The sequence below is a fragment of the Pseudomonas sp. LH21 genome, from assembly GCF_036549575.1.
Lineage (GTDB): Bacteria > Pseudomonadota > Gammaproteobacteria > Pseudomonadales > Pseudomonadaceae > Aquipseudomonas > Aquipseudomonas peradeniyensis.
In genome coordinates, this window is the sequence record NZ_CP144367.1 from 5,867,188 (window position 1) to 5,880,100 (window position 12,913).

Below are 12,913 nucleotides of genomic sequence, written 5' to 3' on the forward strand. Positions count from 1 at the left end.
CATGCACGCTCTTCAAGCCAAGATCCTCGACCCACGCCTGGGCACCGAATTCCCCCTGCCACAGTACGCCACCCCCGGCTCCGCCGGCCTGGACCTGCGCGCCCTGCTCAAGGAGGACACCGTCCTCGAGCCGGGCCAGACCCTGCTGATCCCCACCGGCCTGTCGGTATACATCGGCGACCCGGGCCTGGCGGCCATGATCCTGCCGCGCTCGGGCCTGGGCCATAAGCACGGCATCGTGCTGGGCAACCTGGTCGGCCTGATCGATTCGGACTACCAGGGCGAGCTGATGGTCTCCTGCTGGAACCGCGGCAACACGCCATTCACCATCACCGTCGGCGAGCGCATCGCCCAGCTGATCCTGGTGCCGGTGGTGCAGGCGCACTTCGACATCGTCGAGCAGTTCGACGAAACCCAGCGCGGTGCCGGCGGCTTCGGTCACTCCGGCACCCGCTGAGCCGACAGCAGACCGCTCGGGCCATGGATGGCGAACTCTCTGGCGAAACCGCCGTCCAAGCGTTCAGTTTGCGCTTGCCCAGAAGCCTTTGACTTATGGAGTCCCCAGAGATGAACGACATGGCCCAGCTGGTCCCCGCACTGCCCGACAGCATCTTCCGCGCCTATGACATCCGCGGCGTGGTCGGCAAGACCCTGCATGCCGAGACCGCCTACTGGATCGGTCGCGCCATCGGCGCCCAGACCCTCGCCCAGGGCGAGCCACAGATTTCGGTCGGCCGTGATGGCCGCCTGTCCGGCCCGATGCTGGTCGAGCAACTGATCAAGGGCCTGGCTGACGCCGGTTGCCAAGTCAGCGATGTCGGCCTGGTGCCGACCCCGGCGCTGTACTACGCGGCCAACGTGCTGGCCGGCAAGTCGGGGGTGATGCTCACCGGCAGCCACAACCCGTCTGACTACAACGGCTTCAAGATCGTCATCGCTGGCGACACCTTGGCCAACGAGCAGATCCAGGCGCTGCTGACCCGCCTGAAAACCAACGACCTGACCCGTGCCGAAGGCAGCGTGCAGAAGGTCGAGATCCTCGAGCGCTACTTCCAGCAGATCGTCGCCGACGTGAAGCTGGCCAAGCCGCTCAAGGTGGTGGTGGACTGCGGCAACGGCGCGGCCGGCGTCATCGCCCCGCAACTGATCGAAGCCCTGGGCTGCGAAGTGATTCCGCTGTTCTGCGAGGTGGATGGCAACTTCCCCAACCACCACCCGGACCCGGGCAAGCCGGAAAACCTCGAAGACCTGATTGCCAAGGTCAAGGAAACCGGTGCCGACATCGGCCTGGCCTTCGATGGCGACGGTGACCGTGTGGGCGTGGTGACCAACACGGGCAGCATCGTCTACCCGGACCGCCTGCTGATGCTGTTCGCCCAGGACGTGCTGTCGCGCAACCCAGGCGCCGAGATCATCTTCGACGTCAAGTGCACCCGCCGCCTGACCCCGCTGATCGAACAGCACGGTGGCCGCGCACTGATGTGGAAGACCGGCCATTCGCTGATCAAGAAGAAGATGAAGCAGACCGGCTCGCTGCTGGCCGGCGAGATGAGTGGTCACATCTTCATCAAGGAGCGCTGGTACGGTTTCGACGACGGCATCTACAGCGCTGCGCGCCTGCTGGAGATCCTCAGCAAGGCGGGCCAGGACGCCGAAAGCCTGTTCGCGGCGTTCCCGGACGATATTTCCACGCCGGAAATCAATATTGATGTGACCGACGAGGGTAAATTCAGCATCATTGATGCACTGCAACGCGACGCCGACTGGGGCGAAGCCAACCTGACCACCATCGACGGTGTGCGGGTCGACTACCCCCACGGCTGGGGCCTGGTCCGCGCCTCCAACACCACGCCGGTGCTGGTGCTGCGCTTCGAGGCCGACAGCGCGGCAGAGCTCGACCGAATCAAGGCTGTATTCCGCACGCAGTTGCTGCGGGTCCAACCCGGCCTGCAACTGCCGTTCTGACGACTTTACGTTCCTTACCTGGAGCCCTGCATGACCCTCGATCGCGATGCCGCTTCCCATGTAGCCGAGGTTTTGTCCGAAGCACTGCCTTACATCCGCCGCTTCGTCGGCAAGACCCTGGTGATCAAGTACGGCGGCAACGCGATGGAGAGCGAGGAGCTCAAGACCGGCTTCGCCCGTGACATCGTGCTGATGAAGGCCGTGGGCATCAACCCGGTGGTGGTGCACGGTGGCGGGCCGCAGATCGGCGACCTGCTCAAACGCCTGTCGATCGACAGCCACTTCATCGACGGCATGCGCGTCACTGACGCTGCGACCATGGATGTGGTGGAGATGGTCCTGGGCGGCCAGGTGAACAAGGACATCGTCAACCTGATCAACCGCCACGGTGGCAGCGCCATCGGCCTGACCGGCAAGGACGCGGAGCTGATCCGCGCCAAGAAGCTGACCGTCACCCGCCAGACCCCGGAGATGACCACCCCGGAAATCATCGACATCGGCCATGTCGGCGAGGTCGTGAGCGTCAACACCGACCTGCTGAACATGCTGGTCAAGGGCGACTTCATTCCGGTGATCGCACCGATCGGCGTGGGCGCCAACGGCGAGTCCTACAACATCAACGCCGACCTGGTGGCCGGCAAGGTGGCCGAGGCGCTGAAGGCCGAGAAGCTGATGCTGCTGACCAACATCGCCGGCCTGATGGACAAGCAGGGCGAGGTCCTCACCGGACTGACCACCGAGCAGGTCAACGAACTGATCGCCGACGGTACCATCTACGGCGGCATGCTGCCGAAGATCAAATGCGCGCTGGACGCAGTCCAGGGCGGCGTCAACAGCTCGCACATCATCGACGGTCGCGTGCCGAATGCCGTGCTGCTGGAGATCTTCACCGACAGCGGCGTGGGTACCCTGATCACCAACCGCAAGCAGCGCTGATGCACAAGCGCGCCTCGATCAGAGGCGCGCTTGCTTTCTGCCGGGAAATTTCCCACACCAAAGCGGGACCGGTACTACAACCGCCGCCCAAGAATCGCTACTAGCATGGAATCTCCCTACAAGGAGATTCATCCATGACGCAAAAAAACCTGGTCAAATATGGCAGCGACGTTTCCGCTGGCACCTATGCCTGCGCGGATTGCGGCCACAAGTATTCCAACCAGAGCAAGACCTCACTGCCACCCTGCCCCCACTTCAAGCCCATGACCCATCCGCTGCGCGGCTGGAAGATTCTCAGCGGCCAGGGCGACGCGGTGCGCGACCCTTACCCTAACGGCCGCTGACACGCGGACATGAAAAAGGCGACCATCAGGTCGCCTTTTTCGTGCTGCCAACGTCTCAGATGCCGTACTGCGCGCGGTACGCCTCGACCGCCGGCAGATGCTGCTTGAGCTGCGGATCGTCAGCCAGGAATTCCAGCACCTGGGTCAGCGAGACGATGCTGACCACCGGGATACCGAAGTCGCGTTCGACTTCCTGGATCGCCGACAGCTCGCCATTGCCGCGCTCTTCGCGGTTCAGCGCGATCAGCACGCCTGCGGCCTTGGCCTGCTGGGCGTTGATGATCTGCATGACCTCGCGGATGGCGGTGCCGGCGGTGATCACGTCGTCGATGATCAGCACGTCACCGGCCAGCGGGGCGCCGACCAGGCTGCCGCCCTCGCCGTGATCCTTGGCCTCTTTGCGGTTGAAGCACCACGGCACGTCGAGCTGGTGCTGTTCGGCCAGGGCCACGGCGGTGGCCGCCGCCAGGGGAATGCCCTTGTAGGCCGGGCCGAACAGCACGTCGAAGGGAATCTTGCTGTCGACGATGGCCGCCGCGTAGCAACGCCCCAGCTGGGCCAGCGCGGAACCTGTATTGAACAGGCCGGCATTGAAGAAGTACGGGCTGGTACGCCCCGATTTCAGGGTGAACTCACCGAAGCGCAGAACGCCGCGATCGATGGCAAAACGGATGAAGTCGCGCTGATACGGCTGCATGAAAGGTCCCGGACACCACGGATTTAGCTAAATGTGTTGAGCTCGGGTATCATACACGCACGAGATTTTTGGGGCCATTTATGCGGATCATCAGTGTGAACGTAAATGGCATTCAGGCTGCGGCCGAGCGTGGATTGCTCAGCTGGCTGCAAGCCCAGAATGCCGACGTCATCTGCCTTCAGGATACCCGCGCCTCGGCCTTTGAACTCGACGACCCAGCTTTCCAGCTCGATGGCTATTTCCTTTACGCCTGCGACGCGGAGGTGCCCACCCAAGGTGGCGTGGCACTGTACTCGCGCATGCAGCCCAAGGCAGTCATCACCGGCCTGGGCTTCGAGACAGCCGACCGCTACGGGCGTTATCTGCAAGCAGATTTCGACAAAGTCAGTATTGCCAGCCTGCTGCTGCCTTCGGGCATGCACGGCGACGAAGACTTGAACCAGAAGTTCAAGTTGATGGACGACTTCGCCAAGTACCTGGACAAGCAGCGTCGCAAGCGTCGCGAATACATCTACTGCGGCTCGTTCTACGTGGCGCAGCAGAAGCTCGACATCAAGAACTGGCGCGACAGCCAGCAGTCGGTCGGCTTCCTGCCGCCGGAACGCGCCTGGATGGACGCCATCGTCGGCGACATGGGTTATGTCGACGCCCTGCGCGAAGTCAGCCGCGAAGGCGATCAGTACAGCTGGTGGCCGGACAACGAGCAGGCCGAGATGCTCAACCTGGGTTACCGGTTCGACTACCAGATCCTCACCCCAGGCCTGCGCCGCTTCGTGCGCAACGCCCGTCTGCCACGCCAGCCGCGCTTCTCCCAGCATGCGCCGCTGATCGTGGACTACGACTGGACGCTGACCATCTGAGTGCTGCCCAGACACGAAAAAGCCGACATTGATGTCGGCTTTTTCGTGTCTACAGGAACTGTCAGTCAGCCAATGCGGCCTGCTGCAGTTCGAAGATCTCGGTCATGCCCTTCTGCGCCAGCGCCAGCATGGCGTTGAAGTCCTCTGGCTGGAACGGCGCGCCCTCGGCGGTGCCCTGCACTTCGATGAAGCCACCGGCGCTGGTCATGACCACGTTCAGGTCGGTCTCGGCGGCGGAGTCCTCGAGGTAGTCGAGGTCGAGCACGGCCTCGCCCTGGTACATGCCCACCGACACCGCGGCGATCATGTGCTTGAGCGGGTTGCCGCCCTTGAGGCCGCCACGCTTCTTGATCACCGCCAGGGCGTCGCACAGGGCGACCATGGCGCCGGTGATCGAGGCGGTGCGGGTGCCGCCGTCGGCCTGGATCACATCGCAGTCGACGTACAGGGTGATGTCGCCGAGCTTGCTCATGTCCAGCGCGGCGCGCAGGGAGCGGCCGATCAGGCGCTGGATTTCGAGGGTGCGGCCACCTTGCTTGCCGCGGCTGGCCTCACGCTGGTTACGCTCGCCGGTCGAACGCGGCAGCATGCCGTATTCGGCGGTGAGCCAGCCTTGGCCCTGACCTTTGAGGAAGCGGGGAACACCATTCTCGACGCTGACCGTGCAGATGACCTTGGTGTCACCGAACTCGACCAGTACCGATCCCTCGGCGTGCTTGGTGTAGTTGCGGGTAATGCGGATCGAGCGGAGCTGATCGGCGGCGCGACCACTTGGACGTTTCATCTGGGATACCTGTACCGGGACTTTGAATCTGCCGAGCATTATAGAGCCCGCCGCCCGCCGAAGGCACGCCTGTCGTCGTACCCGCGCAGCCTGTCGCCTTTTCCGACAGGCCAGAAGAGGGCCGGTAGCATGGGTGGATTGGGCGCCCGGGCCGCACTGCGCTACAATCCTGCGCCTTGCAGCCGACAGGCTCCCCGTTCACCTGAATACGCGAGGTACTCCCCATGGTGCATAGCATGACCGCTTTTGCTCGTGTCGAGCGCGCTGGCAGCCAAGGCACCCTGGTCTGGGAGCTGCGTTCGGTCAACCACCGCTATCTGGAACCCCACCTGCGCCTGCCCGAGGCGCTGCGCGACCTCGAAGGCGCGGTACGCGAGGGCCTGCGCCAGGGCCTGTCCCGCGGCAAGGTCGAGTGCACCCTGCGCCTGAGCGAGGACAACGCCGGCAAGCCGTTGCAGGTCGACCGCGAGCGCGCCGCGCAGCTTGTCGCCGCCGCCGAGACCGTCGCCGGCCTGATCAAGCAGCCGGCGCCGCTCAACCCGCTGGAAGTGCTGGCCTGGCCAGGCGTGCTGGTGGCCGACGCCAACGATCCGCAGGCGCTCAATGCCGAAGCCATCGCCCTGTTCGACGAGGCGCTGGCCGAACTCAAGGCGGGCCGTGAGCGCGAAGGCGCCGAACTGGCCCGGCTGATCAACGAGCGCCTGGACAGCATGGCCGGCGAAGTCGCCACCCTGCGCACCCTGGTGCCGCAGATGCTGGCCGCGCAACGGCAGAAGGTCCTTGATCGCTTCGGCGATATGAAGGCCGAGCTCGATCCGCAGCGCCTGGAGCAGGAAATGGTCCTGCTGGCGCAGAAGAGCGACGTTGCCGAGGAGCTGGACCGCCTCAGCACCCACGTCACCGAGGTGCGCCGGGTGCTCAAGTCCGGCGGCGCCGCCGGCCGGCGCCTGGACTTCCTGATGCAGGAGCTCAACCGCGAAGCCAACACCCTCGGCTCCAAGGCCTTCGACCCGCGCAGCACGCAGGCGGCGGTCAACCTGAAGGTGCTGATCGAACAGATGCGTGAACAAGTACAGAATATCGAGTAAGGCCACCTCTACCATGAATCACAGCAGCGGCACCCTCTACATCGTTTCGGCCCCGTCCGGCGCCGGCAAGACCAGCCTGGTCACGGCCCTGATCAAGGACGACGCCAACGTGCGCGTCTCGGTCTCCCACACCACCCGCGCCATGCGTCCGGGCGAGGAGCACGGGGTGAACTACCACTTCGTCGTTCACGAGGAATTCAAGGCATTGATCGCCCAAGGCGACTTCCTTGAGCACGCCGAAGTGTTCGGCAACTTCTACGGCACGTCGCGCAGCGCCCTGCAGGAAACCCTCGACCAGGGCTATGACCTGATCCTGGAGATCGACTGGCAAGGCGCCCAGCAGGTGCGCAAGCTGATGCCCGAGGCGCGTTCGATCTTCATCCTGCCGCCAAGCCAGGAGGCCCTGCGTCAACGGTTGGATGGCCGCGGGCAGGACAGCGAGGAGATCATCGCCGGGCGCATGAAGGAAGCGGTCAGCGAAATGGTGCACTACGACGAGTATGAGTACGTCATCATCAATGACGACTTCGACGTGGCGCTGGAAGAGTTGAAAACCGTGTTCAAGGCAAATCGCCTGCTGCTGAAGAAACAGCAACAGCGCCATGGGGCGCTGCTGGAACAACTGATCGGCTGAAGATTGCCGGGGCCTCTACGAGGCCCTTTCGCGGCACAAGGCCGCTCCTACAGGTGATCGCATCAGTCCATATTGACGCAATCCCTTGTAGGAGCGGCCTTGTGCCGCGAAAGGGGCGCAGAGCGCCCCCAAGCTTCATTCCTGCAACTGAATGGTCGCCTGCTGACGCAGGGTCGCCCCCAGGAAATACGCCGGCGCACGCAACCGCGACAGCATCATCAGCACGATCCCCAGTGCCGAGATGATCGCCGCGATCACGAATACCAGCCCCAACCCGCCCACATGCGAGCCGCTGCCGAAATCCGGCGAAGCGCTGTCGATCGCCGTGCGCACGAAGATCACCGACAGGATCACCCCACCCACCAGCGGGCAGACGCCGCGCATGAAGAAGTGGCGCGCGCTGTCGAACAGGCTGCGGCGGAAATACCACACGCAAGCGAACGCGGTCAGCGAGTAATAGAAGCAGATCATCATGCCCAGGGCGGTGATGGTGTCCGCCAGCACGTTCTCGCTCAAGGTACGCATGGTCACGTAGAACAGGCCCGCGGCGATACCGGCACAGATGGTTGCGTAGCGCGGCGTCTGCGAACGCGGGCAGACCGTGGCGAAGCGCTGCGGCACGGCGCCGTAGTAACCCATGGCGAGCAGGGTGCGCGCCGGCGAGACGAAGGTCGACTGCAGCGAGGCCGCGGTGCTGGCCAGCACCGCGATCGACATCAGGATTGCCAACGGCCCCATGACCGGGCCGGCCAGGTGGGCGAACACGTTCTCCTGGATGCGCGGGTTGCCCAGGCCCAGGCCATCCTCGCTGATCCCGGCAAACTGCAGGGTGGCGATGGCGGTGAGCAGGTACAGGCCAAGGATCAGCAACACCGTCCAGGTCGCGGCCTTGCCCGGTACTTCCTCACTGCCGATCGACTCCTCGCTGACGGTCAGGCACACGTCCCAACCCCAGAAGATGAAGATCGACAACGACAGGCCCGCGGCGAACGCCGAGAACGACTCGACGCCGAACGGGTTGAACCAGGCAAGATCGAATGCCAGCGGTGGCGGCGCCGTGGTCTCGCCGAAGGCGGCGAAGGCGAAGCCGATCAGCACCAGCAGCTGCAAGGCGACCAGGCCGTACTGCACGGTCATGGTGGTGGCCATGCCGCGACAGCAGATCCACACCGCCAGGGCGATGAACACGCAACAGGTGGTGACGTTGACCAACAAGTTGTCCGCCAGCGCCGCCAGTTCCTGGTTGCCGGTAATCTGGGCCAGGAACAGGTAGAAGAAGTCCACCGCCACGCCCGCCAGGTTGGACAGCACGATGGTGGTGGCGACCACCAGCCCCCAGCCGCCGATCCAGCCGATCATCGGACCGAAGGCCCGGGCCGACCAGGTGAAGGAGGTGCCGCTGTCGGGCTCGGCCGAGTTCAGCTCGCGGTAACCCAGGGCCACCAGCAGCATCGGCAGGAAGCCGACGATGAACACCGCCGGCAGGTGGGCGCCGACTTCGCGCACGGTCGGGCCGAGCGCGCCGGTCAGGGTGTAGACCGGGGCGATGGTGGAAATGCCCAGCACGACGCTGGCCAGCAGGCCGAGGCGGCCCTTGGCCAGGCCCTTGCTGCGCTGGGTGTTGCCCGAGTCGGACGCCGCGTCGGGTGGGCGTCCGGCTTCTGTGTATTCATTCATGAGTCTGTGCCGTAACTATTGGAATTGTTCTCACAGGCCCGCCGTAGAGGGCCCGCTTTCACTCATTGAAAGCTCGTGGTGGGGGCACGGTCATCCTGGACCTTCGGCTAACGTCAGCGTGTTTCCTGACGCACACCCTCCCGAGCAGCATGGGCAATGCAAGCCTCGCGGAACGCCTCGAACAAGCGCAGCGAGACCGGGTTTTCGGCGAAACGCCATTCAGGGTGCCACTGCACGCCGACTACAAAGCCCGGCGCATCAGGCATCGACACCGCTTCGATCAGGCCATCCGGGGCCCGTGCCTCGACACGCAGGCCCGGGGCCAGGCGGTCGATGCCCTGGCTGTGCAGCGAGTTGACCTCGAACTGCGCAGCCAGGCCCAGGCGCTCGAACAACCCGCCCGCGGTGACCGCGACGGGATGACGAGGGCCGTATTGCACCTCCAGGGGTGCGTCCTCAGGTTCGCGGTGGTCCAGGTAGCCGGGCAGTTCCTGCACGCGCTGGTGCAGGCTGCCGCCAAGGGCCACGTTCAGTTCCTGGAAGCCACGGCAGATGCACAACACCGGCACACCGGCGGCAATGGCCGCCTGCAGCAGCGGAAAGGTCAGGCGATCACGTGCAAGATCGTGTCGGGTACCTTCCGCGCTGGGGGCGCCATTGTAATGATGCGGCTCGACATTTGAAGGCGAACCGGTAAAAAGAATGCCATCGAGCCGGGCCAGCAGCGCCCGGGTGTCGCTGCCGCCATCACGCGCCGGCAGGATCAGCGGCAGCCCGGCAAAGCCCGCGGCCTCGACATACTTGTCGCCCACCGTGTGCGACGAGTTCTTCCCCACCTGCTGGCGGCAGGCGCTGACACCGATCAAGGGGACCGCAATTGCGCTCATGGGCTTACACCGTGTGCAGGTACCAGTTGTACTCGAGGTCGGAGATCGACACTTCGAACTCGGCCAGCTCGCTCTCCTTGCAGGCCACGAAGATGTCGATGTAGTCCGGGCTGATGTATTGGTTGAGGACTTCGCTGTCGTCCAGCGCGCGCAGGGCGTCGCGCAGGTTGTTCGGCAGGCTCTGCTCCAGCTGCTCGTACGAGTTGCCTTCGATCGGCGCGTCCGGCTCGACCTTGTTGGTCAGGCCGTGGTGGATACCGGCAAGGATCGCCGCGAGCATCAGGTACGGGTTGGCGTCGGCACCGGCCACGCGGTGCTCGATGCGCACGTTCTCGCTGCTGTCGGTCGGCACGCGGACCGCCACGGTGCGGTTGTCCAGGCCCCAGCTCGGCGCGTTGGGCACGTAGAACTGGGCGCCGAAACGGCGGTAGGAGTTGATGTTCGGGCACAGGAACGCCATCGACGCCGGCATGGTCTCCAGCACGCCGCCGATGGCGTGGCGCAGGGTCTCGCTCTGCAGCGGGTCGTCGTGGGCGAAGATGTTCTTGCCGGTCTTCTTGTCCAGCAGCGAGATGTGCACGTGCAGGCCGTTACCCGCCTGGCCCGGATAGGGCTTGGCCATGAAAGTGGAGTCCATCTCGTGGTCGTAGGCGACGTTCTTGATCAGGCGCTTGAGCAGGATCGCGTAGTCGCAGGCCTTCAAAGGATCGGCGACGTGGTGCAGGTTGACCTCGAACTGCGCCGGGGCGCTTTCCTTGACGATGGCGTCGGCGGGCAGGCCCTGCTCCTTGGCGGCTTCGAGCATGTCCTGCAGGCAGTCGGCGTACTCGTCGAGGTCGTCGATCAGGTACACCTGGGTCGACTGCGGGCGCTTGCCCGAAATCGGCGAGCGCGGCGGCTGCGGACGGCCGTTGAGGTTGTCCTGGTCGATCAGGTAGAACTCCAGCTCGAACGCGGCGCAGATATCCAGGCCCAGGTCGTCGAAACGGCTCACCACCTGGCGCAGCACCTCGCGCGGATCGGCGAAGAACGGCGCGCCGTCCAGCTCGTGCATGGTCATCAGCAACTGCGCGGTCGGACGCTTCTGCCACGGCTCGTCGCAGAGCGTGCCGGGAATCGGGAAACAGATGCGGTCGGCGTCGCCGATGTCCAGGCCAAGGCCCGTGCTTTCGACGGTCGAGCCGTTGATGTCCAGGGCGAACAGCGAGGCCGGCAGGTTGATGCCCTTCTCGTACACCTTGTGCAGGCTGGCGCGCTCGATGCGCTTGCCGCGCACCACCCCGTTCATGTCGGAGATCAGCAGGTCGACGTACTGGGTATCCGGATGGGCATCCAGGAACTCATTCATCTCGCGGGAAGAACTGGCGCACGGGGAGACCGACGTCATGGCTGTACATCCTTTGATTCGGAGCGGCGATGTGGGGAACTGCGGATGACGCCTCGAAAGGCGACGATGGTGCTGCTGTTGTTCTTTTCACTGGCCCATCGTGGGGGGCTGATTGCCGACCGGCTGCATTGATTCCCGGGGGCCGTTTCACTATAAAATGGCCCCAACGCAACAGACATTGGCATTTCGGCAAGCAGAGCGTGCATCGATGCAATATCAGATCAACCATGCGGACCTCGCCCTGGTCCTGGCACTGGAGCGTGGCCGCTCCCTGGCCAAGGCCGCCGAACTGCTCAAGGTCGACGTTTCCACGGTCTTCCGTTCGATCCGCCGACTGGAGTCGGCGCTGGGCACCGCGCTGTTCGTCAAGAGCCGCAAGGGCTACCTGCCCACCGACACCGCCCAGGCCCTGGCCGAGCAGGCCGAGCGCGCCGAACAGGCGCTGGACGCGGCGCGCATCGCCCTGACCAGCGGCGAGCAGGTGGTCAGCGGCACCGTGCGCCTGACCTGCACCGAGGCGGTGCTGCACAGCCTGCTGCTGCCGGCGCTGGCCGAGTTCATGCCCAACTACCCGGCGCTGTCGCTGGAAATGGGCACCTCCAACACCTTTGCCAACCTCAGCCGCCGCGATGCCGACATCGCCCTGCGCCTGACCAACACGCCGCCGGAACACCTCGTCGGCCGCTGCCTGGGCTCGACCTCCTACGTGGTCTGCGGCCTGCCGACGCTGCGCGAGCGCCTGCAGGAATCCGCCGCCAGCGTGCCATGGATCGCCCCCGACGACTCCATGCAGGACCACGCCACGGTGGTCTGGCGCAACCAGCATCACCCGGGGCTGATTCCGCGCTACCAGTGCAGCGGCATGTCGACCATCGCGCAACTGGTGACCACTGGCCTGGGCGTGGCGGCACTGCCCGACTACATGGTCCACGACCTGCCCGGCGTCGAGGCGCTGAGCGGCCCGCTGCCCGGCTGCGACACCCAGCTGTGGTTGCTGACCCGACCCGATTGCCGCGCCCTGCGCTCGGTGCAGACGCTGTTCGAGGAGCTGACCCCGCGCCTGCGCGACGCAATGTTGCGTTAACGCGTCAGGGGCGGTTGTGTCGGCGATGGACGGCAGGCTATTGTCGGGCATCGGCGGTGGGCTCCAGTTGTCTGGATCGGCCCTATCGCGGGGCAAGCCCGCTCCCACGAATGTGTCCCCGAAACGGGGCAACGTGGGAGCGGGCTTGCCCCGCGATAGAAGCGCCACAGGCACACCCGACAAAACAGCCCTTCCCTATTGGCTGGTGATTTTTTAAACTATCGAGTCCGCCTGCCCATTCTGGGCGCACGCCTACCGCATTTGCTACTGAGGAAGACCATGGCCCGCGTAACTGTTGAAGACTGCCTGGAACACGTGGATAACCGCTTTGAGCTGGTCATGCTCTCGACCAAGCGCGCCCGCCAGCTGGCTACCGGCGGCAAAGAGCCACGCGTTGCGTGGGAAAACGACAAGCCGACCGTCGTCGCCCTGCGTGAAATCGCCGAAGGCATCGTCACTCCAGAGTTCATCGCCGCCGAAGAGATCGTCACCGAGGATCCGGTATTCGCCGCGTTCGAGGACGAGAACAACGAGGCCGTCTGATTGATGCCCAGTCGACACCGTGCGGCG

13 protein-coding genes and 1 pseudogene are annotated in these 12,913 nt (G+C 64.7%); 9 read left to right on the forward strand and 5 right to left on the reverse strand.

All coding sequences use genetic code 11. The features are described 5' to 3' along the window. Window position 1 precedes the first annotated feature (1 nt). From dut to VUG52_RS26635, 4 genes and pseudogenes are all read left to right on the forward strand, one after another. A complete protein-coding gene (gene dut / locus VUG52_RS26620) occupies window positions 2-457 on the forward strand; it encodes a dUTP diphosphatase (RefSeq protein WP_050707525.1) in 456 nt (151 codons plus the stop codon). 134 nt (window positions 458-591) lie between these two features. Continuing rightward, a pseudogene (locus VUG52_RS26625) lies at window positions 592-1,965 on the forward strand (phosphomannomutase/phosphoglucomutase); the annotation flags it as partial. A 30-nt stretch (window positions 1,966-1,995) separates the two neighbouring features. After that, window positions 1,996-2,901 carry an acetylglutamate kinase gene (argB, locus tag VUG52_RS26630; RefSeq protein ID WP_050707527.1) on the forward strand — a complete coding sequence of 302 codons (906 nt, stop codon included), beginning with the start codon at window positions 1,996-1,998 and terminating at the stop codon, window positions 2,899-2,901. Window positions 2,902-3,035: 134 nt separating this feature from the next. Then, entirely contained in the window at window positions 3,036-3,245 is a 210-nt protein-coding gene (locus VUG52_RS26635; protein ID WP_050707528.1) for a hypothetical protein, read from the forward strand. Between the two features lie 55 nt (window positions 3,246-3,300). Here the strand turns inward: VUG52_RS26635 and pyrE are convergent, their stop codons facing one another. After that, on the reverse strand, window positions 3,301-3,942 hold the full coding sequence (gene pyrE / locus VUG52_RS26640; RefSeq protein ID WP_011536401.1) for an orotate phosphoribosyltransferase: 642 nt from the start codon (window positions 3,940-3,942) through the stop codon (window positions 3,301-3,303). An 80-nt stretch (window positions 3,943-4,022) separates the two neighbouring features. On the opposite strand from pyrE, the gene VUG52_RS26645 reads away from it, so the two are divergent. Beyond that, entirely contained in the window at window positions 4,023-4,802 is a 780-nt protein-coding gene (locus VUG52_RS26645) for an exodeoxyribonuclease III (RefSeq protein WP_028689942.1), read from the forward strand. Window positions 4,803-4,863: 61 nt separating this feature from the next. On the opposite strand, the gene rph is transcribed toward VUG52_RS26645, so the two are convergent. After that, complete coding sequence (rph, locus tag VUG52_RS26650) at window positions 4,864-5,586, reverse strand: ribonuclease PH (RefSeq protein ID WP_009681991.1); 723 nt, start codon at window positions 5,584-5,586, stop codon at window positions 4,864-4,866. 224 nt (window positions 5,587-5,810) lie between these two features. Here rph and VUG52_RS26655 point away from each other — a divergent pair, with 224 nt between their 5' ends. Continuing rightward, a complete protein-coding gene (locus VUG52_RS26655; protein ID WP_331832284.1) occupies window positions 5,811-6,674 on the forward strand; it encodes a YicC/YloC family endoribonuclease in 864 nt (287 codons plus the stop codon). A 13-nt stretch (window positions 6,675-6,687) separates the two neighbouring features. Beyond that, window positions 6,688-7,308: a guanylate kinase gene (gene gmk, locus VUG52_RS26660; protein ID WP_198745165.1), complete on the forward strand. Its 621-nt coding sequence runs from the start codon at window positions 6,688-6,690 to the stop codon at window positions 7,306-7,308. A 135-nt stretch (window positions 7,309-7,443) separates the two neighbouring features. On the opposite strand, the gene VUG52_RS26665 is transcribed toward gmk, so the two are convergent. The 3 genes from VUG52_RS26665 to VUG52_RS26675 all read right to left on the reverse strand — a co-directional run bounded on the left by VUG52_RS26665 (window position 7,444) and on the right by VUG52_RS26675 (window position 11,259). Further along, complete coding sequence (locus tag VUG52_RS26665) at window positions 7,444-8,985, reverse strand: APC family permease (RefSeq protein WP_198745164.1); 1,542 nt, start codon at window positions 8,983-8,985, stop codon at window positions 7,444-7,446. A gap of 113 nt (window positions 8,986-9,098) precedes the next feature. Further along, the gene (locus VUG52_RS26670; protein ID WP_331832285.1) at window positions 9,099-9,872 is read right to left on the reverse strand and encodes a gamma-glutamyl-gamma-aminobutyrate hydrolase family protein; all 774 of its coding nucleotides are present in this window, start codon (window positions 9,870-9,872) and stop codon (window positions 9,099-9,101) included. A 4-nt stretch (window positions 9,873-9,876) separates the two neighbouring features. Beyond that, entirely contained in the window at window positions 9,877-11,259 is a 1,383-nt protein-coding gene (locus VUG52_RS26675) for a glutamine synthetase family protein (RefSeq protein ID WP_050707534.1), read from the reverse strand. A gap of 208 nt (window positions 11,260-11,467) precedes the next feature. Here VUG52_RS26675 and VUG52_RS26680 point away from each other — a divergent pair, with 208 nt between their 5' ends. Beyond that, window positions 11,468-12,343: a LysR family transcriptional regulator gene (locus VUG52_RS26680; RefSeq protein WP_050707535.1), complete on the forward strand. Its 876-nt coding sequence runs from the start codon at window positions 11,468-11,470 to the stop codon at window positions 12,341-12,343. 279 nt (window positions 12,344-12,622) lie between these two features. Then, complete coding sequence (rpoZ, locus tag VUG52_RS26685) at window positions 12,623-12,886, forward strand: DNA-directed RNA polymerase subunit omega (RefSeq protein ID WP_008091595.1); 264 nt, start codon at window positions 12,623-12,625, stop codon at window positions 12,884-12,886. Window positions 12,887-12,913: the final 27 nt, after the last annotated feature.

What these genes read in the sequence shown, in the direction of transcription:
- dut (WP_050707525.1), top strand. Translation starts at nt 2, where the DNA reads ATGCACGCTCTTCAAGCCAAGATCCTCGACCCACGCCTGGGCACCGAA.
- argB (WP_050707527.1), top strand. Translation starts at nt 1,996, where the DNA reads ATGACCCTCGATCGCGATGCCGCTTCCCATGTAGCCGAGGTTTTGTCC.
- VUG52_RS26635 (WP_050707528.1), top strand. Translation starts at nt 3,036, where the DNA reads ATGACGCAAAAAAACCTGGTCAAATATGGCAGCGACGTTTCCGCTGGC.
- pyrE (WP_011536401.1), bottom strand. Translation starts at nt 3,942, where the DNA reads ATGCAGCCGTATCAGCGCGACTTCATCCGTTTTGCCATCGATCGCGGC.
- VUG52_RS26645 (WP_028689942.1), top strand. Translation starts at nt 4,023, where the DNA reads ATGCGGATCATCAGTGTGAACGTAAATGGCATTCAGGCTGCGGCCGAG.
- rph (WP_009681991.1), bottom strand. Translation starts at nt 5,586, where the DNA reads ATGAAACGTCCAAGTGGTCGCGCCGCCGATCAGCTCCGCTCGATCCGC.
- VUG52_RS26655 (WP_331832284.1), top strand. Translation starts at nt 5,811, where the DNA reads ATGGTGCATAGCATGACCGCTTTTGCTCGTGTCGAGCGCGCTGGCAGC.
- gmk (WP_198745165.1), top strand. Translation starts at nt 6,688, where the DNA reads ATGAATCACAGCAGCGGCACCCTCTACATCGTTTCGGCCCCGTCCGGC.
- VUG52_RS26665 (WP_198745164.1), bottom strand. Translation starts at nt 8,985, where the DNA reads ATGAATGAATACACAGAAGCCGGACGCCCACCCGACGCGGCGTCCGAC.
- VUG52_RS26670 (WP_331832285.1), bottom strand. Translation starts at nt 9,872, where the DNA reads ATGAGCGCAATTGCGGTCCCCTTGATCGGTGTCAGCGCCTGCCGCCAG.
- VUG52_RS26675 (WP_050707534.1), bottom strand. Translation starts at nt 11,259, where the DNA reads ATGACGTCGGTCTCCCCGTGCGCCAGTTCTTCCCGCGAGATGAATGAG.
- VUG52_RS26680 (WP_050707535.1), top strand. Translation starts at nt 11,468, where the DNA reads ATGCAATATCAGATCAACCATGCGGACCTCGCCCTGGTCCTGGCACTG.
- rpoZ (WP_008091595.1), top strand. Translation starts at nt 12,623, where the DNA reads ATGGCCCGCGTAACTGTTGAAGACTGCCTGGAACACGTGGATAACCGC.